Raw genomic sequence first — 26,388 nt, 5'->3', positions numbered from 1 at the left:
ATACAACTAAGATACAATATTTATTTTGTTGTTATTTTAGCGATTTTTTCTTCGTAGCAAGTGAACTCCGCTTGTTGCTTGATCAAGAAACTATTTTCTTCTAATTTTCCGACTACTTTTTCCATTTCTTCTTTGGAGTTATAGGTTAACATCCGGAATGGGTTTTCATAATCTTTTCCTCTTGATTTTTTGATTTCGCTGTAAATCCACTTTTTAGTATCAAGGCTCTGCGCTAATGTGTGGTTGATAAAATCGGTATCCCAGTCTGCCGGTGAGGTCTCTGTAATCTGTGCTAGGGAAGCTAAAGCGTGATCGATTTTACTTTTTGGGTATAATTTACTCCAGGTATGATAACGTTCGTGCACCTCAGTCCAGGAATCAATTTTTTGCGTTTTGATATCCTCTATCAGTGTCTTTATATGTTTTTGTGGAATCAATTGGCCTCCCACATTTTCAAATTGCTCTCTTTGTTCCGGAATAGCACTTGGAGCGGATGTTCCACATGTGTCCTTCTCAAGACAATCAGCAAGGTGTACTGCCCCATAATAATGAATCATACGCTTGAAAGTATGATAACATGCTCTCGCTTTCACTACTACAACTTTGCGATTTGAGAATTCTGTATTCGTGAGATATACCTCACGTTGGTTTAAATCAAAATTTGGGTCCATTAAGAGTCGACGTCCACGGATTTGAGCTGTGGCTTCGGGTTCTATCTCCGGCCAGGCCTGGCCTACCGCCATTTCTATCTCGTGTAGGGCATCAAACATTTCATTAACGGTATCTGGTGCTAAAACATCATATTCGAGGTATTGATTTTTTAGTGTTCGTTTGTCGCGATCGTTGAATTTGGTTGTATTACGCATCAGCGCATACATATTGTAGAGAAACCAATATCCAGGAACTATCAATAATCGGTTTTTGTCGGCTTCATTGCTGACGAGAGAGAATGGTATTCTGATATCAAGCTCATGTAGAAAGTCGCCTTTTACAAGTAGGGTATAAGAGGCAAATTTTGAATTATGTTTGATACTGACACATAGACCAGGCCAAAACCCTCTTCCTGCTATTATCTCACCATCTGCAGCTCTTGAATTATGATTGGAACCTATTGTGGCTCCAGCAGCCATATTGCTTTGTCCTTTTATCAATGCTGCGCATAGGAAGGAGTTATTGTGATGTTGCTCGTGAGAAGGGAACAGTAACGAGTTGAGTACTTCGCAACAGGATATAGTGGAGTTGTCGCCTAAAAAAGAGTTGATCAGTCTGGCTCCATATTTCAGCTGTGAATGTGAAGATAATATAAACCTAACGGCTTTGACACCATAGAAAACGCGGCAACCGTAACCAATTATTCCATTTACAATTTCACATCCTTCTCCGATTTGTGTGAATGCTTCTTTACTGGAGTTTACCGTTACGTTTTTCAGCTTATTTACTCCTTTTATGTATGCATAAGGACCTATTTTAACATCCTTGATCGTATTTGAGTTCTTCAATACCACATTGTCGGCTAGGGTGCTATAGTATCCCCGTTGTGTGGAGAAATGCCTATCCGTTATTTCTAATAGGCGGTTTTGGAATATGGAATCTTCTCGATGGCGTGACCATAGGTAGACATCTGCCGCTTGCATGCCATCGAAGGGAACGACGGATCGCCCTCCATTTTCATTACATAATTCCATCCAGATCCTTTTGTCTGGAGATTCTCCTTCTTTGAGTATACCGTTTCCAAATTTGGCGTTATTGCTGGTTTCCATTTCATTGATATTGGAGAGCAGAACCTGTTCTCCAATGATGAAATGTGCCATATAACGTACATGATGTATAGCAGAACATGCTCCGATATCGGAGCTTACTATGGTCGAATTGTATATTCCTGTAGGAAGGCGTAGGTCCCTATAAGAAAGGTAAGTCTGTTCCATAGCACCTATCCTTACCAATCCATAAAATTTGGAATGCTGGATCTGTTCCGGGAAAAAGGGTTCGCTAACCCATACCTTCGACCAGTCCGAACTGTAATTGAGCTGGTTGGTTAGCTGTTGAATCTCTTGGGCTGTGAGCTGTCTGAATTCCTTATCTGTTCCCAACTGTTGATTACGCATATCGTACTCGTTTGTTAGTCCAGATACCTCTTTTTCAGTTATAAAGCCATATCCCAATGCGTGTAGCGGCTCTTTTGAAATGAATGTCATCGTCTATTCTACCGTTACTGATTTAGCTAAATTTCTAGGTTTGTCCACGTCACAGCCTCTGGCAATACCGATATAGTAAGCCAATAGCTGTAGAGGAATAGTGGATAGTATAGGCGCTATGATTTCGTGTGCTTCAGGTATTTCGATACTGTCGTCGGCCATGGAAGATACGAAAGTGTCATCGGTTGATACCAGTGCAATGAGCTGTCCCGAACGGGCTTTTATCTCTTGCATATTGCTGATTATCTTTTCCTGTATTTTATCTTTTGTAGCAATGAACAATACCGGTAGATTTTCGTCTACCAATGCAATCGGTCCATGTTTCATTTCAGCTGCTGGATAGCCTTCTGCATGGATGTAAGAGATTTCTTTGAGTTTTAGAGCGCCTTCTAATGCTATCGGAAAGTTATATCCACGACCTAGGTATAGAAAATCTTTTGCGTCCACATATTTATGGGCTATACTCTTTATCTTTTCGAGTTGTGAATTTAAGATCTCCTGTACCTTATCGGGTACAGCCTGTAGTTCGTTGATAAGCGTGTCGCTGGTAGCGGTATCTATTTTTTGTTTGTATTGCGCGAGCTTGATTGCGAATAATAAAAGAGCTGCAAGCTGAGTTGTAAATGCTTTTGTACTGGCTACTCCTATTTCTGGTCCGGCGTGTGTGTAGATGCCCGAATCAGATAGTCTGGCAATGGAGGATCCGACAACATTGACGACCCCGAATATAGTAGCACCATGTTGTTTTGCGTTTTCAAGTGCGACGAGTGTATCCGCGGTTTCTCCACTTTGGGATATGGCTATGATCAGATCATCTGGTCCCACGATTGGATTTCTGTATCTGAATTCAGAGGCGTATTCTACTTCAACAGGAATACGACAGAGCTCTTCAATCCAATATTCTGCTAGGAGTGCAGCATGCCAGCTGGTTCCACAGGCGACGATAATGATGCGATGTGCAGCTAGAAGTTTGTCTTTTACTTTTTCTAACCCGCTTAGGGTAATCTGGTGCGTGGTGCTATCTAATCTTCCTCTTAGACAATCCTGAATTGCTTTAGGTTGCTCAAATATCTCTTTCAACATGAAGTGCGGGTAGCCTGCTTTTTCTATGCTGGCCAATTCCATATCCAATTTTTGTACGAATGGCGTTACGATATCGTTACCTAGGTTTTTTAGGATCAGCTCATCAGGTTTTATAATTGCCAGCTCATAGTCATTGATATAAACGACTTCTTTGGTATGTCCCAACATAGGGGATGCATCAGAGCCTAAGAAATGTTCACCATTGCCAATTCCGATGACCAGTGGGCTACCTTTTCTTGCAGCTATAATCGTGTTTGGGCTGTCTTCGTCCAGTACGAGGATGACATAAGCTCCTGTAATACGTTTTAAGGCGATACGTATTGCTTCTTCGAGCGTACAGGCATTATTTGTTTTGATGTCTTCAATGAAATTGAGCAGTACTTCAGAGTCTGTATCACTTTTGAAGGTATAGCCTTTTTTGAGTAGCTCTTCTTTTATTGTTGCGTAATTCTCAATAATACCATTGTGTACCAATGCCAGTTTTCCATTCTGCGAACGATGCGGATGGGCATTGTGATCGGATGGTACCCCATGGGTAGCCCATCTGGTATGTCCTATTCCTGTTTTGGCCGAAAGGTCTATTGTTTTCGTCAACTCTTCTAATGCAGCCACCTTACCAGCTGTTTTGGATATTAGTAATTGTTGTTGAGAATGGAGCGCGATTCCTGCGCTATCGTATCCGCGGTATTCTAGTTTACGCAATCCCTCTATTAAATAGGGGTATGCTTGTCGATGGCCTACATAGCCGACAATTCCACACATAGTATCAAGTTTAATCTGTTAATAGGACTACAAAAATAAATAATTCCTTCTAAACAATCGATTGCGTTGTCTGTTTTTTCAAAAAGATATTTTTTAAGTCGTATAGATGGCAAAATGGAAAGTTTTGAAAGTTAATTCTGTCAATATCTTATTGGGAGGGATACCTCTAGCGTGTCAAATGATGTCTTGAAAAGGTAAAATAGGCGTTACATCTATTTTATTCTGAGGAGGAATAGTCTATATTTGTACTGATGAATAATTTATATACTATAAAAAGTAGCTCATTTGCATGTATAATGCGAATCATAGGCATTTTTATGGTGTTTATTCTGACCTCTTGTCCTATTAAGGCATCTATTAAGCTTAGCTCTACATCACAACCTTCTTCGGGATTGACCATCAAGCATTCTAAATTGATTACGCCTTTAGAAGCACCTTGTGTATTGGAGATTAAAGAAAATTTAGTGAAGGTAGGTCATTCTGATATCGATTTTTCTCCTTCGGTATTGTTATTGGCTTTCTTTTTTGTTCTATTTTTAGGTGTTCCCCAAAAAAGTTCTAGAGTTTACCCACCACGGGCCTATTATTATGGCTCCAATAATCTATTCCTTTTTATAAAACGGTTCAATTTATAGGATTTAAACACTGTTAAAGTTAAGCCGACGGGCTCTTTATTCTAATTGTGTTTTTTACTATAAATTTTAATCGATGATCAACAAGTTATGTGCTTGTTTGCTCGTCATTGGGACAGGACTTATCACTAATAATGTGCATGGTCAAGTACTCGAGGACTATTGGCAGCAGACAAAAGCAAATTATAAAGGATTTTCTATAAAAGACCAAGAAATCGGTATTTCCCGATTGGATAGTGCGTCTTCATTGGAGCGTTATAAACCACAGGTATGGCTCCAGTACCAACAGGGATTAAGCTCGTTGAATAATGTTTCGGGGGCCTTTTATCCCATGCCGGGTATTTTTAATATCAGTGGCTCAAATACCTCGGGTGGCTCTTCTAATACGTTTAATCAATATGCTACAAGTAGTCTAAATTGGGATTTGGTCAATTTTGGACGGAAAAATTTAGACAAAGCTCTGGGATCTACAGCAATAAAGCAGTCTACCTGGGAAGCAAATCAATATACGCTATTGGTACAGAATGAACTTTCTCAACGCTATATAAATTACCTGTATTACCAGATTCTTTCGGATTGGTATCATGAGCACCTGAAGAGGTATCAGGATATTTTGGAACTCACTCGGGATCTGGCGACCAGTGGTATTGTTCCAAGTGCGGATACGCTGCTTGTATCTTCTTCATTAAATAATGTGCAGTCTGAGCTATCTCATGTTTCTGGACAGTTGAAAGGTGGCGTGTATGCGCTTTCGGAATTTGTGGGAGGGGCGGTCAATCCAGCAGCTCAGTCTGCAGCTCGTTTTTTTGTTTTGTTGAAAGCGGAAACAGAGGGAGATGTGCTCCAGCCCCTGTTAGAGATCAAGAAGACTGAAGCGGAAAAATTAGACCAATTGGTCAAGAAATCCAGCAAACAAGTATTGCCTCAAATTATAGGGATAGGAGCTCTTTCTAGCCGGAGTTCGGGAGTCTCGTCATCAGGTGTGGCCTCCAATAGTTATGGAGATATGTTTCAGAACTATGCCCATAATTATTTTGTTGGCGTAGGGGTGAACTGGAATTTACAACAGCTATTTACGGCTAAGTCTAATCGTAAGATTTTCGAAGCCAAGCGGAGCAAAGTCGAGGACGAATACCGATTGTTAGATAATGAATTGGAGCAGCGTTTGCTGGATCTGTCGACTCAGGAGCGGCAGACTGCTGCCGGTCTGGTGGAGTCGGATCGTAGTAAGCAACAGGCTTCTGAGGCTTATGAGATGTATAAGGTACGCTATGAAGGTGGTCTTATTAATTTGGCCGAACTTTTACAGGTTCAAGCTATCTTACTTCAGAATGAGAAGCAAAATCTATTGCAGTATTATAACTATTGGAATATTGTCTTAAAGCGTGCTTTTCTGGAGGCGAATATTAACCCCGTTATCCAACATTTTTAAATCGTGTTACACATATGAATATTATTAGAACAGCGCTTCGGAAGCCTATTGCATTTATTATGGTTATCATAGCGATTGCTTATTTTTCGTGGCCGGTTATTCAAAAGATTAAGGTGGATATCTTTCCTGAGATTGAGTCGCCTGCTATGTATATAGCGATGCCCTATGGGGGGCTTTCGCCTGCCTATATGGACGGTTTTATGGCGAATGAGTTTCAGAAGGTTTTACTTTTTGTCAACGGTGTTAAGGAATTGGATTTTAAAAGCATCCAAGGTCTTTCGCTAATGAAATTGACTTTTTATCCGGGTACGGATATGTCCCAGGCTTCGGCCGAGCTGAGTATGCAGGTATCGCGTGCCATGGGTTTTTTGCCACCAGGTGCCGTGCCACCTATGGTGGTGCGTTTTGACGGGAGCTCTCTTCCCGTAGGACAATTGGTTTTTGATAGTGAAAAACACTCTGTGACGGAACTTCAGACCATGGCGATTACTAAAGTAAGGCCTATGTTTGTCAATATACCTGGTATTACAGCTCCAGCTCCATTTGGGGGTAATATGCGTAGTTTGGTGGTGAATATTGATCCTCAAAAGATGAAGGCTGCAGGCTTGAGTCCAGAAGAGGTTACATTGGCGATTACTAAAAACTCGGTTCCCTCGCCGGCAGGTAATGTGCGATTGGGAGACAAAAATCTTATGGCACCAGTCAATTCTATTGCAGATGGTGTAGAGGAGTTCCTCCAGACACCCATAAAGACAATTGCTGATCGGACATTGTTGGTTGGAGATGTCGCTACGGTGATGGATGCGGCGGATCAAACGGTAGGTTATGCCTTAATCAATGGTAAGCGATCTGTTTATCTTCCTATTATTAAGAAGCCTGATGCATCGACACTAACAGCAGTAGACAATCTTAAGAAATCGTTGCCCATGCTGGAGAATCTATTGCCTGAAGGGGTTAAAATCAGTTATGCTTTTGACCAGTCGGTGTATATCTCCCGTTCGTTATCTAATCTGATTTTTGAGGGAGCTTTGGGTGCGTTGCTGACAGGCCTGATGGTTTTTCTTTTCCTAGGAGATGTCCGAGGGGCGTTAATTGTGGTTTTGACCATTCCCATCGCTATTATTACAGCTGTGATCACACTCTATTTCTTTGGGCAGAGTGTCAATATTATGACCTTAAGCGGTTTGGCTCTTTCGATTGGTATTCTGGTGGATGAAGCTACAGTTACCATTGAGAATATTCACCAACATATGGAATTGGGTAAGTCTAAAGCCCGAGCTATCCTGGATGCATTGTTAGAGATTTCAGCACCCAAGTTGTTGATTTTATTAAGTATCCTAGCCGTGCTTACTCCTGCATTTATGATGAGTGGTATACCTCGGGATATGTTTATGCCCCTGTCGCTTGCTGTTGCATTCGCGATGATCGCTTCTTTTATTGCTTCGCAGACTTTTGTGCCTATTATGGCCAATTGGATTATGAAGTCTAAGGTACACGGGCAGTTCGTTCGTCGGAAGAGGTCATTTATGGAGCGTGTGAATGTGAAGTATGCCTTTTTGGTACGTCGCCTGGTGCGTCGTTCGATAGTGCCTACAATAGGTTATTTGATCCTGAGTTTTGGAGCTATCTTTTTGATGTTTTCACTTTTGGGGACGGATATTTTGCCACGTTCTGAAGGTGGTGACTTTCAGTTGCGTATACGGCTTCCGGAAGGTACACGTCTCGAACATACAGAAGAGACCGTTCGTAAAATTGGAGAATCTATTACAGCAATGCTACCTGAAAATAGTGTGAAGATAAGTTCAGCTTTTGTCGGTATGCACCCTTCTGCAAATCCTATTAACCCTATTTTTCTTTTTAACAGTACGACTGGCGAGGGCGTTTTACAATTGTCTTTGGATAAAAAGAAAATCGGTCTAAAGAATGATGTATTAAAAGAACAGATCCGCGAACGGATTGATAAAGATTTTCCTACGGTAACCATCAACTTCGAACCGATGGAGCTGATGGATAAAATCATAGGCCAAGGTTCGATGACACCAGTTGAAGTGAAGGTGAGTGCACCACAGCTGATGGCTGCCGAATCTTATGCTAAAAAGTTGGTGTCTAAACTGTCAGATTATGACTTTTTGAGGGATGTACAGATTGCAGAACCTTTGCATTATCCCATTATTGATATCAAGCTGGACCGTACGCGTCTTGCACAATATGGTTTGACCGTTCAAGAGGTGTCACGTAACATCTCTGCAACGACGTCTTCGACTCGATTTACAGACAAGAACCTTTGGGTAGATCCCAAATCGGGGCTGGTGTTTCAGGTTCAGGTACAGGTTCCTGAAAATCTAATACAAGCTGTTGAAGATCTGCGTGCGATGCCATTACAAAAAGGAAAGAGTTATCCGATATTGGAGGACGTGGCTACTATTACCCATAGCACTGTAGCGGGACAGGTAAATCGTAGAGGACCGAATCGTTATGTTACGATTTTGGCAGACCTTCACCAGACGGATTTAGGTACTGCGAATAAAGCCGTTGATCAGGCGCTAAGCGAAATAGGTGAGGTTCCGAAGGGGATGCGGGTTTGGAAGGAAGGAACGTTGACGTTATTAGAAGAAACATTGTCCGGGCTTTTGGTAGGGCTTTCGATCGCGATTGTAGTTATTTTCTTTATGATGAGTGCTTACTACCAATCGGTACGTGTCAGTCTTGTTATTCTATCCGTTGTCCCGGCTGTGATTGCAGGTAGTTCTTTTTTCATTTGGATATTTGGAAGTACGTTGAACTTGCAGTCTTATATGGGGATTATCATGTCTATCGGGGTGTCGGTTTCGAATGCGGTTCTTTTGGTGAATCAAGCAGAGCAGAATCGTAAGAAATATTTTATTTCAGCCCGTTTTGCGGCGATAATCGCCGCAAAATCCCGTCTGCGTCCTATTCTGATGACAGCTGCAGCTATGGTAGCGGGGATGATCCCGATGGCATTGGGTATGGGCGACGGAGGCGAGCAGATTGCACCTCTTGGTCAAGCAGTAATTGGAGGTTTGATTAGCTCTACGTTAGTGATTTTATTGATGATTCCTCTTATTTTCTCACTGATGATGAAGAAGGCTACGTATTTGGAACCTTCTCTAGATCCCGATGATGTAAATAGTAAGTTTTATAATAATTAAAAAGATGATAAGATATAGTTTTTTGTTAGTTTTCATGGTATTCCTTGGGTGTAAGCAACAAGGTAGTGATAAACAGGAGCAGACAGACAAGAAAGGGGAGACGCTGGAGCTAGCAGTCTCTCATCCTCAATCGTTACAACCGCAGTATCGTATTAAGTTGACGGGGGAACTACAGCCACAGGAGTCGGTGGCGTTATTTTCAAAGGTCAAGGGGTTCGTTCGGCAGATTCATGTCGATGTAGGCGATTATGTGCAAAAAGGGCAACTCCTCGCTCGAATGGAGGCTCCGGAAATGGATGTACAGAGTACATCCGATCGTGCAAAGCAACATCAGTTAGTAGCGAATTATGAGGTTAGTAAATTACGTTATAAGCGTTTGCATGATGTCGATGGGCGCAAAAAAGGGGCGATATCGGCGCTGGAACTGGAACGTGCCTATGGTGATATGCTACGGGATAGTGCCGCGGTTGTAGAGGCAGGAGGTGCTTATCAAAAATCGAAGTATATGGAGGATTATTTATTGATCCGTGCACCTTTTTCCGGTGTTATTACGCAACGTAATTTTTCTACGGGAGCGTTGCTGGGTGACAGTGGTATACCTATGTTCAATTTGGTAGCCAATGATAAACTGAAGTTGAAAGTTGTCGTACCTGAGGTGCATGGACAGGCAGTGTCAGATAGTACTGTTGCTGAATTTCAGGTGTTGAGTATTCCTAATCGAACGTTTACAACCAAATTGAAGAGAAATGCTAAATTTATAGACCCTACAACGCGCTCATTGAGTTTGGAATTTGAAGTGCCTAATGGAGATAAAAGCCTGATTGGTGGAGATTTTGCTGATGTACAGCTTTCCTTGAAGCGGGCACAGAAGACTATGTTTGTACCTAAAGAAGCTGTGGTCAATGCACAGTCTGGCGTGTTTGTAATACGGGTAGGAGAAGATGGGAAGACAGAACGAGTTCCGGTACGCTTGGGTATCTCGCACGAAAACCTGGTTGAGGTATTTGGGCCTATAACGACAGAAGATCGGGTTGTAAACCGCGCGTCTGAAGAGCTTACGGATGGAAAGGTTGTCAAGGCTTTAATGAAGTAACACTATTAATATTATACAGATATGGAAAGAAAATTGTTGATGATGATTGCCGGGGCACTACTGGTTGTTGGTTGTGCCAACAACACTAAAGAGACAGGTGATAAAGAAAATACTATTCTAGCAGATTCGATCGCTATGGAAAAAGTAGGAACGGATGTGAAAGAGGTTACAGTTGGCGTGAGTGCAAGTTTTGTAGATATCAATAATCGGGTTACGACCTTGGACTCCCTTCGCGGGAAGGTGGTGGTTATGAATTTTTGGGCGACTTGGTGTCCTCCCTGTATCCGGGAAATGCCTTCATTGAATACGTTATTTTTGGATTTGAAGTCAAATAAGGATATCGTATTCATGGCTATCGATGTGGATGAGGATATTAAGGGGGCTTCTAAGTTTATGGCGAAGAATAAATTTGATCTCCCGTTATATACCTTGCACGGCCCATTACCTTCTGAATTGGAGACGAGCTCCATTCCGATGACTGTGATTTTGGACAAGCGTGGCGAGGTCGCTGTACAGCATACGGGGATGGTGGATTTTGGTAACCCTAATATTAAGGATGGATTGTTGAAGCTGATTGCAGAGTAACTAAAGGTGCACATTGGCGGTCGCTCCTTTTTTAAAAAATGAGCGCTCCATTTACATAACACGAGCGCTCATTCTTGTTGAATTGAGCGCTCGTTTTTAGAAAGTCAACAGGCTAACTTTTTAAACATCCCTATATACTTCGTAATAGCACTTGCCAGGCTTCTTGTAATTTTCCTTGATCTAGCAATTGCGCGGCAAAGCTATGTATGTGCGTTGAATCACTGTAATCGATATTTACGTCTACTGTATTGTCTAGGGACGGGATGATTTCTACATTGGCCAGTAAGCCTAGATGATTTCCGGTCAGTACTTTAGATAGACGGATGGCTTCGGGTAGGTTGTCTACCCCAATACCTAAATTACGAAGTGGTTTGGGGACGATAAATAGGTTGTCCTGTGTCACCCGACAGTACCAATCGCCTCCAAGTCTAGCTACTAGGTCCAGTTCATGTTGTTTGACATTATTTTTGTCGTCCAACAGATGAGCCTGCACATGCATGGCCAATACTTCAGCAATGACAAGATTTCCAGCGCCAGGAAGATCACTCAGCGGTATGACGCGTTGCACCTTGCATTCGAGTTGAATTGGGGACTCGGCTACGCGAGGTGGTTTTATATAACTGGAAGGGAGTGGAGTGAGGCCTGCTTTTTTGAACTCGTCGACTCCTTCGGCATATTCGGTACTTGCTAAAGATTGTTGTTGTACTAGATCATAGTTTACGATGTTGATGACGACTTCGTCTACTTCCAAGATATTCTCGAGCGTGTGTTTGGTGGAGCCATCTCGCATACGCCTCAATGGAGAGAATACGCATACGGGAGGTTGGTGCGACATGAGATTGAAATAGCTGAAGGGGCTAAGGTTGACCTGTCCATTTTTTGATATGGTACTGGCGAAACATATAGGCCTAGGTGCAATTGCATATTTGATCAGATTGTCGAATATTGCCTGATCTTTTTTCGGGTCGAAGCTTATTATATTACTCATTTTCGCTACTTATAAGGGTCGTTATTCGTTTGTTAATACTATTTTGTTTTCCAATAGGCCAAGCCCTGTTACTTCAAGCGTAACCGTATCGCCATTCTGTAGCCATTGGTCTGTATGGTTTGGGTTTTCTAGGCGTGCGGTGCCATTGAGCTCGAGAAAGCAACCAGTTCCTACGGTTCCGGATCCTATTACATCGCCTGGAAAAAGTTCTACACCATAGGATGCACGCTCTATGATTTCTGCAAAGGTCCAGTCCATATCTGCAAAATTGCCTAGAGAAAACTGCTTTCCGTTTACTTTACATGTCATTTCTAGATTGTAAGAGTCACCCGTATGACCTTTGTAGTGAGGTGTTTTATAGGGTAATAATTCGTCTTTTGTGACCAAATAAGGACCTATTACGGTCGCGAAGTCTTTCCCTTTTGCTGGACCTAAATTTAGTTTCATTTCTTCCATCTGTAGCTTACGGGCACTGATGTCGTTCATGATCATATAGCCTGCTATATAGTCGTCAGCCTCCGCTGCTTTAATATTTTTTCCTCTTTTATTAATGACTATTGCTACTTCCAATTCGAAGTCCAATTGTTGCATATGGAGAGGCATACAGGGGATATCTCCAGGGCCATAAATAGCGTTATGGTTTGTGAAATAGAATACGGGAAATTGATCGAACTCCGGAATCATGTCTAAGCCCCGATTACGTCTTGAGGTGGCTACATGCTGTCTAAAAGCATAGGCATCTCTACAGGAAGTCGGGTGGGGTACAGGTGCGATTAATTGAGCTTCTGTTATGTTTGTCCCTTTTATATTGATGGAGCCATTTTTAATTTTCTTTTCTGCCTGCTGCAAGGTAAGTATGTTTGGATGGCCTCCATTTAAGAATTCCTGCATAGAGGTGGGAAGTTGATCGCTGATTTCAGCGCAACGGTAAACTGTTGTATCTATTAAAATAGCGAGATGTTCGGCGTTGTCATGAAGACAGGTTACAATTCTCATAAAAAGAGCGGCATTAAAAAGGGTTCAATTATAGATTTACGGTGCAAATATACATATGATTATAAATATTAAAATTTTTTCGTCGGATTATATTGGAAAATATTTTTATCTTTATACCATATTATAAACCCTGCTATGTACAATCTTTGTGTATATACCCCAAAGTTATCCTTAGGATTGATTGCTTTTATTAAAGCGATGCTAGCAGAGATTGTGTTTGCACAGTATTAAGCCCCTTATTTCACTTAACTCGTAACTAGGCTTATCGAGTATTTCATTTTTTGTTTTTTAACTGTTTTAAACCAGAGGATTATGGCATTTTATCATAAGCTTGGGAAGGTCCCCAACAAGCGACATACCGTATTTAAAAAAGAAAATGGCGATTTATACGCCGAAGAATTGGTTTCAACACATGGTTTTTCTAGTGTTTACTCTCTTGTATATCACTGTCATCCGCCAACTTTGGTGCGACAAATAAGAGAACCTTATGATGTTTCTCCAAAAATTGCACGAGAGAAGCATCTGAAGCATACCAGTCTGAAAGGATTTTCATTGGCCCCTGCCGATGATTATTTGGAAAGTCGTAAGCCCGTATTGGTGAATCAGGATCTTCACATCTCCTTAGCTGCTCCCCGACATTCGATGACAGACTATTTTTATAAGAATAGTCAGGCGGATGAAATCATCTTTATCCATGAGGGACGAGGTGTTTTAAAAACCGGATATGGACAGATCACATTTTCTTACGGGGACTATCTGGTGATCCCGAGGGGTACAATTTACCAGTTGCACTTTGAGGATACGGCAAATCGTTTGTTGATCGTAGAGTCTTTTTCTCCAGTCCGCACGCCAAAGCGTTACCGCAATGAATTTGGACAATTGATGGAGCACGCTCCATTTTATGAACGTGATATCCGCATTCCTGAAAACCTGGAGACTTTTGATGAAGTAGGTGATTTTGAGGTCAAGATCAAAAAAGAGGGATTGATCTATCCGTATGTGTATGGCAGTCATCCATTTGATTTTGTTGGATGGGATGGCTATCACTATCCTTGGGCATTTTCTATTCATGACTTTATGCCTATTACAGGTATGTTGCACCAACCTCCTCCAGTGCATCAGACTTTCGAAACCGATGCTTTTGTATTGTGTAGTTTTTGCCCTCGCTTATATGATTATCACCCATTAGCAGTTCCAGCTCCTTACAACCATAGTAATGTCGATTCGGATGAACTTTTGTACTACGTGGATGGTGATTTTATGAGCCGTAAATCGGTGGAGAAAGGGCAGATTACGTTGCATCCCGGAGGGATACCACATGGACCGCATCCAGGTACTGTTGAAAAAAGTATCGGACAAACGCGGACAGATGAATTGGCAGTAATGATTGATCCTTTTAGGCCGTTGATGTTGACAGAGGATGCGTTAGCACTGGAAGACCCTGATTATTACAAATCATGGATGAATTAGTAACTAATTAATAAACAATAATATATTATCATGGCACAAACTTTTGCGGAGAAAATTGCAACAGCACAAGATTTTCTTCCTATTAATGGTACGGATTACATTGAGTTTTATGTGGGGAATGCGAAACAAGCTGCGCATTATTACAAGACCGCTTTTGGTTTTCAGTCGGAAGCTTACGCTGGTCCAGAGACTGGAGTGCGGGATCGTGCATCTTATGTATTGAAGCAGAATAAAATCAGGTTGGTATTGACATCTGCTCTGCGCTCGGATCATTCTATTTCGGAGCATGTCAAAAAACATGGTGACGGGGTCAAGATATTGGCTTTATGGGTTGATGATGCACGAAAATCTTTTGAAGAAACCACTAAGCGTGGAGCTCGCGTATACCAGGAACCATTATGTACACAGGATGAGCATGGTGAAGTCTGGACAGCAGGTATCTATACCTATGGAGAGACAGTGCATATGTTTGTAGAACGTAAAAACTATAAAGGTGCATTTTTACCTGGATACGAGGCTTGGGTTAGCGACTATAATCCTGAAGAGACTGGTCTTTTGTATGTAGACCACTGTGTGGGCAACGTCGATTGGAATAAAATGAATGAGACTGTTGAGTGGTATCAAAATGTGATGGGATTTGTAAATATCCTTTCGTTTGATGACAAACAGATCAACACGGAGTACTCGGCTTTGATGAGTAAGGTGATGAGTAATGGTAATGGTTATGTGAAATTTCCGATCAATGAACCTGCAGAAGGAAAGAAAAAGTCTCAAATTGAAGAATATCTGGAGTTTTACGAAGGCGAGGGCGTACAACATGCTGCCTTAGCTACTAATGACATTGTTTCTACGGTCAAAGCTTTAAAGGCTCGTGGTGTTGAGTTTTTAGGTGCTCCTCCTGAGGCTTATTACGATATGTTGCCGGACCGTGTGGGGGTAATTGACGAAGAAATTAAAATCATCCAAGATTTGGGGATTTTGGTAGATCGGGATGAGGAAGGGTATCTTCTTCAGATTTTTACAAAACCGGTTCAGGATCGTCCTACCTTATTTTTTGAAATCATCCAACGAAAAGGTGCGCAGAGTTTTGGTGCAGGAAACTTTAAAGCGTTGTTTGAGGCTATAGAACGCGAACAGGAGAGAAGAGGTAATTTATAAGATAAGGTGTCTATTTTAGGATTTTAAAATAATATGAAGGAATTACTTAGGGATTTTGAACACAAAAGACCGGAGATTGTATTTGAATGGAAGGATAGTGAGACGGAGGCTGAAGGATGGGTTGTTATTAATTCTTTACGTGGAGGAGCAGCTGGTGGTGGTACGCGGATGCGTGCGGGGTTGGATAGGAATGAAGTAGAGTCGCTTGCCAAAACAATGGAGGTGAAATTTACGGTATCTGGACCAGCAATAGGGGGTGCCAAATCCGGGATTAATTTTGATCCAAAAGATCCTCGGAAAAAGGACGTTTTGGCTCGTTGGTTTAAAGCGGTGACGCCTTTGTTGAAAAACTATTACGGAACAGGTGGAGACCTCAATATTGATGAAATCCACGATGTAATCCCGATGACGGAGGAGTATGGTCTCTGGCATCCTCAAGAGGGGGTGTTGAATGGACATTTTAATGTCCGTGAGAGTGAACGTATCCGTCAGATCGGACAGTTGCGGTATGGTGTCTCTAAAGTGTTGGAGGATGCTTTTTATACGCCAGATCTAAAGCGCAAGTATAAAGTTGCAGATATGATTACGGGTTTTGGTGTAGCGGAATCTGTTCGTCATTTTTATGATCTCTATGAATCAGGATGCCAAGGAAAGAGAGCTATTATCCAGGGCTGGGGGAATGTTGCTGCGGCAGCCGCGTTTTATCTATCTAAGATGGGGGTTCGTGTCGTCGGTATTATAGATCGCATGGGCGGCCTGATTAATACGGACGGATTTGATGAAAAGGCGATAACAGATTTGTTCCTTAATCGTAATGGCAATGAGCTGGTATCTCCCGATATGATTCCATCGGATAAATTGCAGGAAGAAGTTTGGGGGATCGGAGCGGAAATCTTTATCCCTGCTGCGGCATCTCGTCTAGTGTCTAAATCTCATGTTCAGCAATTGGTGGATAACGGCTTAGAGCTAATCGCTAGTGGCGCAAATGTGCCTTTTGCGGATAAAGAAATCTTCTATGGTCCTGTGATGGAGTATGCCGATCAACAGGTGTCTGTTATTCCGGATTTTGTGGCTAATTGCGGTATGGCTCGTGTATTTGCTTATTTGATGCAGCCAAATATTGAAATCAGTGACGACGCTTTGTTTTCTGATGTTTCAAAAGTGATACAACAAGCATTGAAAGCGATTTACGATGTTTCGAAAGAGCGCAGACAGCTATCTTCGAAGGCTTATGAGATTGCTTTACGGCAATTGATTTAGTCAAAAAGAAAAGGGACTTTAATATTAAAGTCCCTTTTTTATTATTTATTTGCTATATTTTTTAATGATTGTTTCAAGAACATCAGCTGTAAGTTCGTGATCAGCGAGTGTTGGGAATCCTTCCCAGCGCACGATTCCCTGAGGGTCCAACAGTATACAGTGTGGTATTCCTTTTACTTCAAGCTCTTTTTTTAGTCTTGCCTGCGTATCTATCGCATTGTAATAGTCAATTTTAATGTCTTTGGCATTTTGCACTTTGTCTGCAGTCTCGTCGGATATTCCTACAATTACCAATTGATCTTTATATTTTTCCTGCCATTCGTTTAGTTCTGGAATCACTCTTCGGCATGGACCACACCAGGTTGCCCAAAAGTCAACAAGCACAAATTTTCCTTTGGTGTTTGGAGCATCGGAAAGCCATTGTTCGACCTGTAGTTCAGGTGCCTTCTCATTTAAGATAGATTTTGCCCACAATTTTTTGCCATTATTGCTTTCTTGTGCCTGGCTGATGGTAAAAGCCAAGCATAGTGATAAGATGGCTAATGTCTTGGTGATTGTTTTTTTATACATGTTTTGTTGCTTTATTTATATAATAGGTTATAGGATGCAATTTACAACAGTTTTAACCTTTTCACAAGAAGATAACGAGGTCTTTACATTTGTGCCTTACGGAGACTCTTTGTTGTAGAAAGCTGGTTCCCATTTTTTTATTCCTGCTTATTTTTGGTACTTTTACGGTTTATTATAAGGTGAAATAAGTGTATATCGTATGCCAGTTAAGATACCAGACAGTTTACCAGCGATAGAGCTGTTAAAAAACGAAAGTATATTTGTAATGAGTGATCTGCGTGCCAGTGAACAGGATATTCGTCCCCTGCGACTTGTTATTCTGAATCTTATGCCGTTGAAGATTTCTGCAGAGACAGATTTCGTCCGCTTATTGTCTAATAATCCTTTACAGATTGAGGTGGAATTCTTAAACCTGGAATCGCATACATCTAAGAATACTCCTGCAGAGCATTTGGAAATGTTTTACAAAGGATTTTCTGATATTGCCGATGATTTTTATGACGGGATGATCATTACTGGAGCCCCTGTAGAGATGCTCCCTTTTGAGGAGGTAACTTATTGGGAAGAAGTAACTCGGATTTTCGATTGGGCGCGTACGCATGTAACCTCTACGTTATATATCTGTTGGGCCTCTCAAGCTGCATTGTATCATTTTTATGATGTAGAAAAGCAACCTTTGGATAAGAAGCTTTTTGGTGTTTTTCAACATACTGCTTTAGATAAGACAAATCCTCTTTTTAGAGGGTTTGATGATGAATTCTTTATCCCTCATAGCAGGCATACTACCGTTTCAAAAGAGGATTTGTTAAAGAGTGGAGAAGTAGATATTCTTTCGGAGTCGGAAGGAGCGGGGATTGCGATAGCGAGTTCGAGAGGAGGGCGTGAATTCTACCTGACGGGACATTCAGAGTATGCGCCTTATACACTACATCAGGAATATGTACGGGATGTAGAGAAAGGCTTAGAGATCGATGTGCCATGTAATTATTATACAGATGATAATCCTGCTTTACCTCCGAAGGTTAGGTGGGTTAGTCATGCGAATTTGTTATTTAATAATTGGCTCAATTATTTTGTATATCAGGAAACTCCTTTTGATTTAAAAAATGTTCCGAATCTGGGAAGTCTTAGGGATCAAAATTCTTAATTGTTATCCAATTAAATCATAGCAATTGCTATTGTGATGGTTTTCCTGAGTGATTGTAGGTAAAGGAATGGTATAAAAAACGCCGGAAGCTGGGAGCAACAGGCGTTTCTAACTAACCATTTTTAACCTAAATTATGAATTACAAGTAAAACGCTAATCGATTGGTTTTATTGTGTTAAAAGACAATTTTTTATTGCAATAATGTTTTTTTTTACAATTTTACCACACTTTGGTCGTTTTCGATTTTAACATAGAGGAAAATTATGAGTAGTTTAATACACTGACAATGAGATGTAGCCATATAGATTATCCTTTTGGACTATGGATTAAACAAAGTTTTGTCTTTGCGCTTACAGCAACATTACTTATTGCATTGGCTTCTTTCACAGGAGGGTTTATGAGTACGCGCAGCGTTGTACAGATTTGTATTACGTTTGTGGTTATCCTGATTGTCGCCTTCAATAATATCTGTATTCACGTTTATTTTCGGGTGGAGGACCCTGTCAAATCTCCGTTGTACGTCAAGATTGTTAGTTTTGTGAGTACTATTTTAATCGTTTGGGGTTTTCATTATATCGAGCGTTTTTTTGGAGTTCTGGACTATCGGTTACATAGTTTTTTGATTCAGAATCCTGTACGTAATTTTACATTTATCAGTGTTCAGGGGAGTTTACTAAATGTCGTTGTACTGCTATGGCTTTACTTTCTGATGTCAGAACATGCTAAGGTACATCATAAATTGGAACGCTCTCGGTTGGAACGTGCTCGTGAGGAGGCTATTAATTTGATGATGCGTCAACAGATTCAACCTCATTTTTTGTTTAATGCCTTAGCTACTTTAAAGACATTGATACGCAAGGATCCCGATATGGCTCAGAGTTATTTGGTTCAACTTTCTGATTTTTTACGCATTACTATTGCTTCTGTGAAGAACGGTGAGTTGGCTAGTATAGATCAGGAAATTAAACTTTGTGAGGACTATCTTACCATGCAGAAGATCCGTTTTGGTGAGGCTTTGCATTATCAGGTAAATATTTCGGCAGATATACGAATGAAACAGCTTCCTATTTTCTCTATCCAACCACTGGTTGATAATGTTTTGAAGCATAACGCTTTTACAGTGGCGGATCCGGTTCGGATTGATGTGGAGGAGCGTGACGGATGGATATCGGTTCGTAATAATAAAAATATAAAATATCAAAAGGAGGATTCAAACGGCAGCGGATTGCGTAACTTGATTGAACGCTATAAATATCTGTTTGTGCAGGGGGTAGAAATCGAGGAGTCGGATGCGTTTTTTGAAGTACGGATTAAGATTGTGTAATGAGAGTTGTTTTAGTAGAAGACGAACAGTTAGCCGCCGACGATCTGTCACAGACGTTGCAAATGGTATTACCACAGGTCGAAATTATAAAGTGCGTGCAGTCTGTGCAGGAGGGAATTTCTTTTTTTTGTGATGCTCCTAAAATAGACCTTATTTTTTCGGATATCCAATTGGGAGATGGTTTGAGTTTTGAAATTTTTAAGGAAGTACCCGTTGCTGCGCCTATTGTTTTTTGTACTGCTTATGACGATTATTTGTTAGAAGCTTTTAAGACAAATGGTATTGATTATATCTTGAAGCCGATCTCGAACGGGGCTGTTGAATCTACGATGAAAAAATATTTTAGTTTGCAACGGCAGCTCGCTCCCAGTCCGATAGACCATACTATTCATAATGATCTCTATAAAGATCTGATGACGCAGACTCAATCGAAGCAAAACTCTCTTGTTGTTCACCATCATGGGCGGATTATTCCCTTGGTTGCGGAAGATGTGGCACTCTGTTATATCGAATATGAGAATGTATTTGTTAAGACTTTTGACGGTAAAGAATATGCTGTCAATAAAAGTTTAGATGATCTTGAAAAGATATTGGGAGGGCTTTTTTTTCGAGCAAATCGGCAACATTTGGTGAATAGAACGGCATTGCTTCATGCCAGTTATACCTTGTCGAGAAAGCTGTCTCTGGACTTTGTTGTAGCACATAACTCTCGTGTATATGTCAGCAGGGAGAAAGCTTCTACATTCTTGCGTTGGCTGGAAGCTAAAGAACTGTCCTCCTAATAAGCGGAACGGCTCGCCCCTGATTTTGTCCGTTTGACGCCGAAACGTATCTTTTATTTCGTTTATTTTATGGATGTTTGGGTTGTGAGTTATTCAAGTATAACGATGACAACGATTACGACTATGTATAAATTTGTAAGTGTTTTCAAAACAAATATCCAAACTTTGACCGATAAAATCCTCATATTGGAAGGATTAAAGTCGCTGAAATCTCCTCTTATTGTGAGCTTGGATCTAGAAGATGAAGATCGAGTGTTACGTGTGGAGGCGAATGAGCATATAGTACCTTTGATTGTTGGAAAGGTGGATGAGTACAATTTTAAATGTGAGGAACTGGATAGTTTCTTGATGGGAATTCCGTTACGGAGCATGTCTTTATCGTAAGTGGTATTATTCTTTAGCAAAAGTAGGAGATTGTCCTACTTTTGCAAGTGTACTTTTTAGTCTTGGAAATGGTATAAAAATACGACATCACCTACATAAGCTGGCTTTGGATTGTCTTTGATGATTAAAGTAGCTTCTATGGATGCTTTGACAGTTCCTCTAAGGTTGAGTATTGATTTTACTTTAGCCTGTAGCTGTACCTCGCTGTCTACCAATACTGCCTGTCCGAACTTTAGATTCTCAATCCCATAGTTGATTTCCATTTTTAGATTTCTTACATCAGCGATTTGTTTCCAGAGGTAAGGAATCAAGGAAAGGGTCAGGTAACCGTGTGCAATTGTGCTTTTGAAGGGACTGTCTGTTTTTGCTTTTTCCTGATCAATATGTATCCATTGGTGATCTAGCGTGGCGTCTGCAAATCTATTGATTTGCTCTTGATCGATTTTGTGCCAATTGGAAGAGCCTAACTGTTTTCCTTCAAACGATTTGTACTCCTCGTAATTGTTTATTACTACCATTTTAAGAAAGTTGTATTTTAATATTTATAGTTGTAAATATTTCTGGTGTAAGTTAGCAAAACTTTCCTTAGCCTAAGTTATTTCTTTTCTAATTTAATCATTTCCCTCGCTGGTTCGGTTCTAGGACGTATTTGATATTTTGTTAAAGACATTCCTACTAAGGTAAAAAAGAGCTGACATTACATTTTTTATTTTAGAAAAAGCGAAAGGGTTTAGATGTATCTAAACCCTTTCTAGCTTTTTTGTAGATGTCTTTTTTTTCTGTTTCGTCGTTTCTTTTTTCGTATGGACCGTTTGTCCGTACTTTGCAGATCCTACAAAAAAGCGTTTATCTGTGTGCTGTTATATTGTAATAACAATCTTCACGTGCTTTTATTATCTATATAACGTCCAAAGCAACTAAATATTATATGGTGTCAGGAAGAATCTAATGAATTTCTAATATTTTTCTATTGTTCCTCTAACCTTACAACTAGACCAAGAGTATCACTTTTGCATTAGATTCTAATTTGAATATAAAATCAATTAAAGGCAAAACAATGAAAGTTACAACTAGGGACGTCAGTCTTAAAAAGGGAAAACTGGTATTATTGGTCATAATCAATCTATTTGTTCTTTTTTCTTGCAGTAGTACAAAGAATGAAGAACAGGGGGAGACTGCGGCTTACCGTATTGAAGGTGATGCGGTCTTATTGAACGCAGAATCTCCGATTTACGCTAAGTTGGGATTTGAGACGGTCGCAGAGGAAGACTTTATTTTGGAAATGACTAGCGCAGGTACGGTTCGGACGATCCCCAATGCCTATGCTGAGATTGCTTCTCCATTTGCAGGTCGGATATTACGGTCATTTGTTCGTTTAGGACAGAAGGTACAACCTGGTTCGCCGATTTTTGAATTGAGTTCTCCAGACTATTTTAATGCGGAGAAAGAATATACTGACGCCCGTCAGGAATTTCGTCAAGCAGAATTGAATTTGAAACGGCAGCAAGATCTTTTAAAAAATGGTGTAGGGATACAACGGGAGTTGGAGGATGCCGAAACCGATTATGAAATTAAAAAATCTGCATTATCAAACTCTTTATCTGCTTTAAAAATATTTAATGTCAACCCAGAGAAGATGTCTCTTGGGAAGCCGATGATTGTAAGATCTCCTATCAAAGGAGAGATTGTCGATAATAATATTGTAATCGGACAATATTTGAAGGAGGATGCCGAACCTATTGCGGTGGTCGCCGAACTTTCTAAGGTATGGATTGTGGGGCAGGTGAAGGAAAAGGATATTCGTTTTATACACGAGTTGGATGAGGTGGAAGTGAAAGTTGCGGCCTATCCAGATCGGTTGATAAAAGGAAAAGTATACCACGTTAATGAAATTGTCGATGAAGAAACACGGAGTGTTGAGGTATTGATAGAGTGTGATAATATCAATCATGAGCTTAAACCGGGTATGTATGTAACGGTACTTTTTAGAGATACACCACAGAAATCTATTCTTATACCTAGTAGTGCTGTATTCCAGGCTAATGACAGGCAGTTTGTTTTTGTAAAAGAGGGAGATAACAAGTTTGTGAAAAGAGAAGTGAATATTTCGGGAACTTCTAACGAACGTGTTGTAGTCGTGTTTGGCCTTGACGCTGGAGAGACTATAGTGACGAGTGGTGGATCGTTGATGTTGAGAAGCTATTAGGCTTGAAGTGTACATAGTGAACAGTTTATAGATTAAGGATTAAGCGATGAATAAATTAATACATAATGGTGTAGCTAAGCGCTGGGTGATGGTGGCTTTGTTTACACTTATTGCTTTTTTTGGATATTATTCGTGGAAGCAACTTGCTGTTGAGGCCTATCCGGATATTGCGGATGTGACGTCTCAAGTGGTAACTCAGGTGCCAGGACTGGCGGCAGAAGAGATTGAACAACAGATTACTATTCCTGTTGAGCGTGCATTGAATGGTCTTCCAGGAATGCATGTTATGCGTAGTAAAAGTACGTTCGGTCTATCTATTATTACTATTGTTTTTCAGGATGGTGTTGATGATTATTGGGCTAGATTACGAATTGAGGAACGATTGAATGAGGTCGAGTTGCCTTATGATGCGGTTCCTGGGTTAGACCCGCTTACTTCGCCGACAGGTGAGGTGTATCGGTATATTGTAGAGAGTAAAGGAGGTCACGATTTAAGAGCCCTTACAGATTTACAGAATTTTACCATTATGCCTCGTATCAAACAGGTGTCAGGTGTGGCCGATGTGACTAATTTCGGCGGGATTACGACGCAATTTCAGGTCGAGGTGGATCCGCGAAAATTAGAGCAGTATTCTCTAACGCTGACGGAGGTCATTGAAACTATCGAAAATAACAATATTAATGCTGGAGGGAGTGTGCTTCCTCGTGGTGAGTTGGGGTATGTCGTGCGTGGTATCGGATTAGTACGGGATTTAGAAGATCTGGGAAAGATCGTGGTAAAATCTGAAAAGGGAGTGCCTATCTTTTTACAGGATATCGGAGAACTTAAGTACGGCATGTTGGAACGGAAAGGAGTACTGGGCTATACAGACCGAGAGCGGGATTATTCGGATAGTCTGGAGGGGATTGTACTATTGCTCAAAGGACAGAACCCTTCTTCTGTATTGGAAGGCATACATGAGGCTGTAGAGGAATTGAATAATGGCGGATTGCCGGAAGGAGTGCATATCCATACGTTTATGGATCGTACGGATCTGGTTAATACAACGCTGAATACCGTTTCGCATACTCTATTGGAAGGGATGGCGTTGGTTATTGTGGTTTTGATCGTATTCTTAGGCAGCTGGAGAGGAGCTCTTTTGGTGGCTGTAACGATTCCACTTTCGCTGTTGACTGCCTTTATTCTGATGCACTTTACGGATATCCCTGCCAATCTACTATCGCTAGGGGCTATCGACTTCGGTATTATTGTGGATGGTGCGATTGTCATGTTAGAGACCATTCTCAAGAAGCGTGAGGATAATCCAGATCTTGAATTGGAAGAAAAAAGCATAGCGCAGCGCGCAGCAGAGGTAGCTAAGCCGGTATTCTTCTCGACGATTATTATTATCACAGCTTACTTGCCATTATTTGCTTTTGAGCGTGTAGAGAAGAAGCTTTTTACGCCTATGGCATTCACTGTGGGATATGCTTTGTTGGGGGCTCTGGCAGTTGCCTTATTGGTCATTCCTGGTATTGCTTATGTTATCTATAAAAAACCACAAAAAATCTATCATAATAAGTGGCTTGAAAAGATTTCGGACTCCTACTCAAAAGGTATAAATCGTATCATGCAGAAACCAAAGCAGGTTTTTATTCCTTTAGTTTTGATTCTAGCGGCCACTTCCTTTTTGGCTGTACGGGTGGGCAAAGATTTTCTGCCACCTCTTGATGAAGGATCGATATGGTTACAGGTACAGTTGCCTCCTGGTATCTCTGTACAGAAGGCGAGCGAGATGAGTGATAGTCTTCGTGCTAGAACGATGGAATTTGATGAGGTGACTTATATTATGGTGCAGGCAGGACGTAATGATGATGGTACAGATCCATGGACAGCTTCTCATTTCGAGGTTTCTATAGGTATAAAGCCGTATAAAGAATGGCCTAAGGGAAAGACAAAATATGACCTGATCGACGAGTTGGCTGCTGTATATGATAGTATGCCTGGATTTACAGTTGGGTTCTCCCAGCCTATGATCGATGGGGTGATGGATAAGATATCCGGTGCGCACAGTGAGTTAGTAGTCAAAGTCTATGGTGATGATTTTAAAGAAACACGACGTATTGCAGAGGAGGTGTTGGGGACATTGGCTACTATTCCCGGTGCTGTAGATTTGGATATTGATCAAGAGCCTCCTTTACCTCAGTTGCAGATTCATGCAGATCGCGATAAAATAGCACAGTATGGGCTTAATGTATCTGATGTCGCTGAATTGATTGAGGTTGCCATTGGTGGTAAAGCTGTATCCCAGTTATTTATTGGACATAAGGTCTATGATATTATATGTCGGTATAGCGAAGCAAGTCGTAATACACCAGAAAAAATATCGAACCTGATGTTGACTTCTCAAACTGGCGCTAAGATTCCATTATCCCAGATTGCTGATGTACGTTTAAGTACAGGTGAAAGTACAATTACCCGTGAAATGAATAAACGACACCTTACCGTGAAGTTGAATGTGCGTAACCGAGATCTGAATTCCTTATTAGCGGAAGCACAGCAAGCAATTGATAAGAATGTTACGTATGATCATGATAAATATCATATCAGCTGGGGTGGACAGTTTGAGAACCAGAACCGGGCTTATGAACGTCTGGCTGTTATAGTGCCGCTGGCATTGGCTATCATGTTTATTTTGCTATACAGCGCCTTCGGTTCGTTCCGTCAGGCAGGCCTTTTGATGAGTATTGTTCCCCTGGCTTTGTTTGGAGGTATGCTGGCCCTGAATGTCCGTGGCATGTCTTTGAATGTTTCGTCGGCTGTTGGTTTCATTGCTTTGTTTGGAGTGGCGATTCAGAATGGGGTGATTATGATATCACATATTAATGAACTGAGACGAAAGGGATGTGATCTTTCCCGCTCAGTTATTGAGGGAGCGGCGCATCGTTTTAGACCTGTCCTCATGACGGCAACGGTAGCTGTTCTCGGATTGTTTCCTGCATCGTTAGCTACTGGGATTGGTTCTGATGTACAGCGTCCATTGGCTACTGTGATTGTATATGGCTTATTGTTTTCTACGATTATTACTTTATTTGCTTTGCCCGCATTGTATTATTTGGTGGAACGTAAATGGGGAAAAAACTATACGGCTTCTAAACAGGATTAAATTATA

General features: G+C 41.0%; 20 protein-coding genes. 14 read left to right on the top strand and 6 right to left on the bottom strand.

Annotation, left to right across the window (positions count from 1 at the left end):
• Positions 1–20: 20 nt before the first annotated feature.
• Both M472_RS43400 and glmS read right to left on the bottom strand, forming a co-directional pair.
• The gene (locus M472_RS43400) at positions 21–2,195 is read right to left on the bottom strand and encodes a DUF4954 family protein (protein ID WP_021072248.1); all 2,175 of its coding nucleotides are present in this window, start codon (positions 2,193–2,195) and stop codon (positions 21–23) included.
• Between the two features lie 3 nt (positions 2,196–2,198).
• Positions 2,199–4,040 (bottom strand): glutamine--fructose-6-phosphate transaminase (isomerizing), encoded by a 1,842-nt coding sequence (glmS, locus tag M472_RS43395; RefSeq protein ID WP_021072247.1) that lies wholly within the window; start codon positions 4,038–4,040, stop codon positions 2,199–2,201.
• A gap of 296 nt (positions 4,041–4,336) precedes the next feature.
• Between glmS and M472_RS43390 the strand changes: the two genes are divergently transcribed.
• The 5 genes from M472_RS43390 (at position 4,337) to M472_RS43370 (ending at position 10,952) form a co-directional block, all read left to right on the top strand.
• Entirely contained in the window at positions 4,337–4,675 is a 339-nt protein-coding gene (locus tag M472_RS43390; protein WP_021072246.1) for a hypothetical protein, read from the top strand.
• A 73-nt stretch (positions 4,676–4,748) separates the two neighbouring features.
• Complete coding sequence (locus M472_RS43385; protein ID WP_021072245.1) at positions 4,749–6,104, top strand: TolC family protein; 1,356 nt, start codon at positions 4,749–4,751, stop codon at positions 6,102–6,104.
• A gap of 14 nt (positions 6,105–6,118) precedes the next feature.
• Positions 6,119–9,274, top strand: coding sequence for an efflux RND transporter permease subunit (locus tag M472_RS43380; RefSeq protein WP_021072244.1), 3,156 nt, complete (start codon positions 6,119–6,121; stop codon positions 9,272–9,274).
• A 4-nt stretch (positions 9,275–9,278) separates the two neighbouring features.
• Complete coding sequence (locus M472_RS43375) at positions 9,279–10,367, top strand: efflux RND transporter periplasmic adaptor subunit (protein WP_081643241.1); 1,089 nt, start codon at positions 9,279–9,281, stop codon at positions 10,365–10,367.
• Positions 10,368–10,388: 21 nt separating this feature from the next.
• On the top strand, positions 10,389–10,952 hold the full coding sequence (locus M472_RS43370) for a TlpA family protein disulfide reductase (protein ID WP_021072242.1): 564 nt from the start codon (positions 10,389–10,391) through the stop codon (positions 10,950–10,952).
• 130 nt (positions 10,953–11,082) lie between these two features.
• Here M472_RS43370 and M472_RS43365 read toward each other — a convergent pair whose 3' ends face one another.
• Positions 11,083–11,940 (bottom strand): flavin reductase family protein, encoded by an 858-nt coding sequence (locus M472_RS43365; RefSeq protein WP_021072241.1) that lies wholly within the window; start codon positions 11,938–11,940, stop codon positions 11,083–11,085.
• 21 nt (positions 11,941–11,961) lie between these two features.
• Positions 11,962–12,936: a fumarylacetoacetate hydrolase family protein gene (locus M472_RS43360; RefSeq protein ID WP_021072240.1), complete on the bottom strand. Its 975-nt coding sequence runs from the start codon at positions 12,934–12,936 to the stop codon at positions 11,962–11,964.
• Between the two features lie 312 nt (positions 12,937–13,248).
• Between M472_RS43360 and M472_RS43355 the strand changes: the two genes are divergently transcribed.
• From M472_RS43355 to M472_RS43345, 3 genes are read left to right on the top strand one after another with little or no spacing between them, the layout of a single operon-like run.
• A complete protein-coding gene (locus M472_RS43355; protein WP_021072239.1) occupies positions 13,249–14,406 on the top strand; it encodes a homogentisate 1,2-dioxygenase in 1,158 nt (385 codons plus the stop codon).
• 30 nt (positions 14,407–14,436) lie between these two features.
• The gene (gene hppD / locus M472_RS43350) at positions 14,437–15,564 is read left to right on the top strand and encodes a 4-hydroxyphenylpyruvate dioxygenase (protein ID WP_021072238.1); all 1,128 of its coding nucleotides are present in this window, start codon (positions 14,437–14,439) and stop codon (positions 15,562–15,564) included.
• 33 nt (positions 15,565–15,597) lie between these two features.
• Positions 15,598–16,824 (top strand): Glu/Leu/Phe/Val dehydrogenase dimerization domain-containing protein, encoded by a 1,227-nt coding sequence (locus M472_RS43345; protein ID WP_021072237.1) that lies wholly within the window; start codon positions 15,598–15,600, stop codon positions 16,822–16,824.
• Positions 16,825–16,869: 45 nt separating this feature from the next.
• Here M472_RS43345 and M472_RS43340 read toward each other — a convergent pair whose 3' ends face one another.
• Complete coding sequence (locus M472_RS43340; RefSeq protein WP_021072236.1) at positions 16,870–17,394, bottom strand: TlpA family protein disulfide reductase; 525 nt, start codon at positions 17,392–17,394, stop codon at positions 16,870–16,872.
• Between the two features lie 199 nt (positions 17,395–17,593).
• Between M472_RS43340 and metA the strand changes: the two genes are divergently transcribed.
• From metA to M472_RS43320, 4 genes are all read left to right on the top strand, one after another.
• Positions 17,594–18,541: a homoserine O-acetyltransferase MetA gene (metA, locus tag M472_RS43335; RefSeq protein WP_021072235.1), complete on the top strand. Its 948-nt coding sequence runs from the start codon at positions 17,594–17,596 to the stop codon at positions 18,539–18,541.
• 286 nt (positions 18,542–18,827) lie between these two features.
• Positions 18,828–19,865: a sensor histidine kinase gene (locus M472_RS43330; RefSeq protein ID WP_021072234.1), complete on the top strand. Its 1,038-nt coding sequence runs from the start codon at positions 18,828–18,830 to the stop codon at positions 19,863–19,865.
• Positions 19,865–20,647, top strand: a complete 783-nt coding sequence (locus tag M472_RS43325; RefSeq protein WP_021072233.1) for a LytR/AlgR family response regulator transcription factor — start codon at positions 19,865–19,867, stop codon at positions 20,645–20,647. The genes M472_RS43330 and M472_RS43325 overlap by 1 nt, the downstream gene beginning before the upstream one ends.
• Before the next feature lie 123 nt (positions 20,648–20,770).
• On the top strand, positions 20,771–21,031 hold the full coding sequence (locus M472_RS43320) for a hypothetical protein (protein WP_144062808.1): 261 nt from the start codon (positions 20,771–20,773) through the stop codon (positions 21,029–21,031).
• A gap of 56 nt (positions 21,032–21,087) precedes the next feature.
• Here M472_RS43320 and M472_RS43315 read toward each other — a convergent pair whose 3' ends face one another.
• Complete coding sequence (locus tag M472_RS43315) at positions 21,088–21,549, bottom strand: MaoC family dehydratase (protein ID WP_021072231.1); 462 nt, start codon at positions 21,547–21,549, stop codon at positions 21,088–21,090.
• 539 nt (positions 21,550–22,088) lie between these two features.
• Here M472_RS43315 and M472_RS43310 point away from each other — a divergent pair.
• Both M472_RS43310 and M472_RS43305 read left to right on the top strand, forming a co-directional pair.
• Entirely contained in the window at positions 22,089–23,237 is a 1,149-nt protein-coding gene (locus M472_RS43310; RefSeq protein ID WP_021072230.1) for an efflux RND transporter periplasmic adaptor subunit, read from the top strand.
• A gap of 46 nt (positions 23,238–23,283) precedes the next feature.
• Positions 23,284–26,382 (top strand): efflux RND transporter permease subunit, encoded by a 3,099-nt coding sequence (locus M472_RS43305; protein ID WP_021072229.1) that lies wholly within the window; start codon positions 23,284–23,286, stop codon positions 26,380–26,382.
• Positions 26,383–26,388 lie beyond the last annotated feature (6 nt).

Origin of the sequence: Sphingobacterium paucimobilis HER1398 (genome assembly GCF_000416985.1) — a bacterium.
Classification (GTDB): domain Bacteria; phylum Bacteroidota; class Bacteroidia; order Sphingobacteriales; family Sphingobacteriaceae; genus Sphingobacterium; species Sphingobacterium paucimobilis.
The sequence above is the reverse complement of the archived record's forward strand: the minus strand, read 5'-3'. Positions and strand labels throughout refer to the sequence as shown.

What these genes read in the sequence shown, in the direction of transcription:
- M472_RS43325 (WP_021072233.1), top strand. Translation starts at nt 19,865, where the DNA reads ATGAGAGTTGTTTTAGTAGAAGACGAACAGTTAGCCGCCGACGATCTG.
- M472_RS43310 (WP_021072230.1), top strand. Translation starts at nt 22,089, where the DNA reads ATGAAAGTTACAACTAGGGACGTCAGTCTTAAAAAGGGAAAACTGGTA.
- M472_RS43345 (WP_021072237.1), top strand. Translation starts at nt 15,598, where the DNA reads ATGAAGGAATTACTTAGGGATTTTGAACACAAAAGACCGGAGATTGTA.
- M472_RS43320 (WP_144062808.1), top strand. Translation starts at nt 20,771, where the DNA reads ATGTATAAATTTGTAAGTGTTTTCAAAACAAATATCCAAACTTTGACC.
- M472_RS43355 (WP_021072239.1), top strand. Translation starts at nt 13,249, where the DNA reads ATGGCATTTTATCATAAGCTTGGGAAGGTCCCCAACAAGCGACATACC.
- M472_RS43400 (WP_021072248.1), bottom strand. Translation starts at nt 2,195, where the DNA reads ATGACATTCATTTCAAAAGAGCCGCTACACGCATTGGGATATGGCTTT.
- M472_RS43315 (WP_021072231.1), bottom strand. Translation starts at nt 21,549, where the DNA reads ATGGTAGTAATAAACAATTACGAGGAGTACAAATCGTTTGAAGGAAAA.
- M472_RS43305 (WP_021072229.1), top strand. Translation starts at nt 23,284, where the DNA reads ATGAATAAATTAATACATAATGGTGTAGCTAAGCGCTGGGTGATGGTG.
- M472_RS43375 (WP_081643241.1), top strand. Translation starts at nt 9,279, where the DNA reads ATGATAAGATATAGTTTTTTGTTAGTTTTCATGGTATTCCTTGGGTGT.
- metA (WP_021072235.1), top strand. Translation starts at nt 17,594, where the DNA reads ATGCCAGTTAAGATACCAGACAGTTTACCAGCGATAGAGCTGTTAAAA.
- glmS (WP_021072247.1), bottom strand. Translation starts at nt 4,040, where the DNA reads ATGTGTGGAATTGTCGGCTATGTAGGCCATCGACAAGCATACCCCTAT.
- M472_RS43380 (WP_021072244.1), top strand. Translation starts at nt 6,119, where the DNA reads ATGAATATTATTAGAACAGCGCTTCGGAAGCCTATTGCATTTATTATG.
- M472_RS43330 (WP_021072234.1), top strand. Translation starts at nt 18,828, where the DNA reads ATGAGATGTAGCCATATAGATTATCCTTTTGGACTATGGATTAAACAA.
- M472_RS43390 (WP_021072246.1), top strand. Translation starts at nt 4,337, where the DNA reads ATGCGAATCATAGGCATTTTTATGGTGTTTATTCTGACCTCTTGTCCT.
- hppD (WP_021072238.1), top strand. Translation starts at nt 14,437, where the DNA reads ATGGCACAAACTTTTGCGGAGAAAATTGCAACAGCACAAGATTTTCTT.
- M472_RS43360 (WP_021072240.1), bottom strand. Translation starts at nt 12,936, where the DNA reads ATGAGAATTGTAACCTGTCTTCATGACAACGCCGAACATCTCGCTATT.
- M472_RS43365 (WP_021072241.1), bottom strand. Translation starts at nt 11,940, where the DNA reads ATGAGTAATATAATAAGCTTCGACCCGAAAAAAGATCAGGCAATATTC.
- M472_RS43385 (WP_021072245.1), top strand. Translation starts at nt 4,749, where the DNA reads ATGATCAACAAGTTATGTGCTTGTTTGCTCGTCATTGGGACAGGACTT.
- M472_RS43370 (WP_021072242.1), top strand. Translation starts at nt 10,389, where the DNA reads ATGGAAAGAAAATTGTTGATGATGATTGCCGGGGCACTACTGGTTGTT.
- M472_RS43340 (WP_021072236.1), bottom strand. Translation starts at nt 17,394, where the DNA reads ATGTATAAAAAAACAATCACCAAGACATTAGCCATCTTATCACTATGC.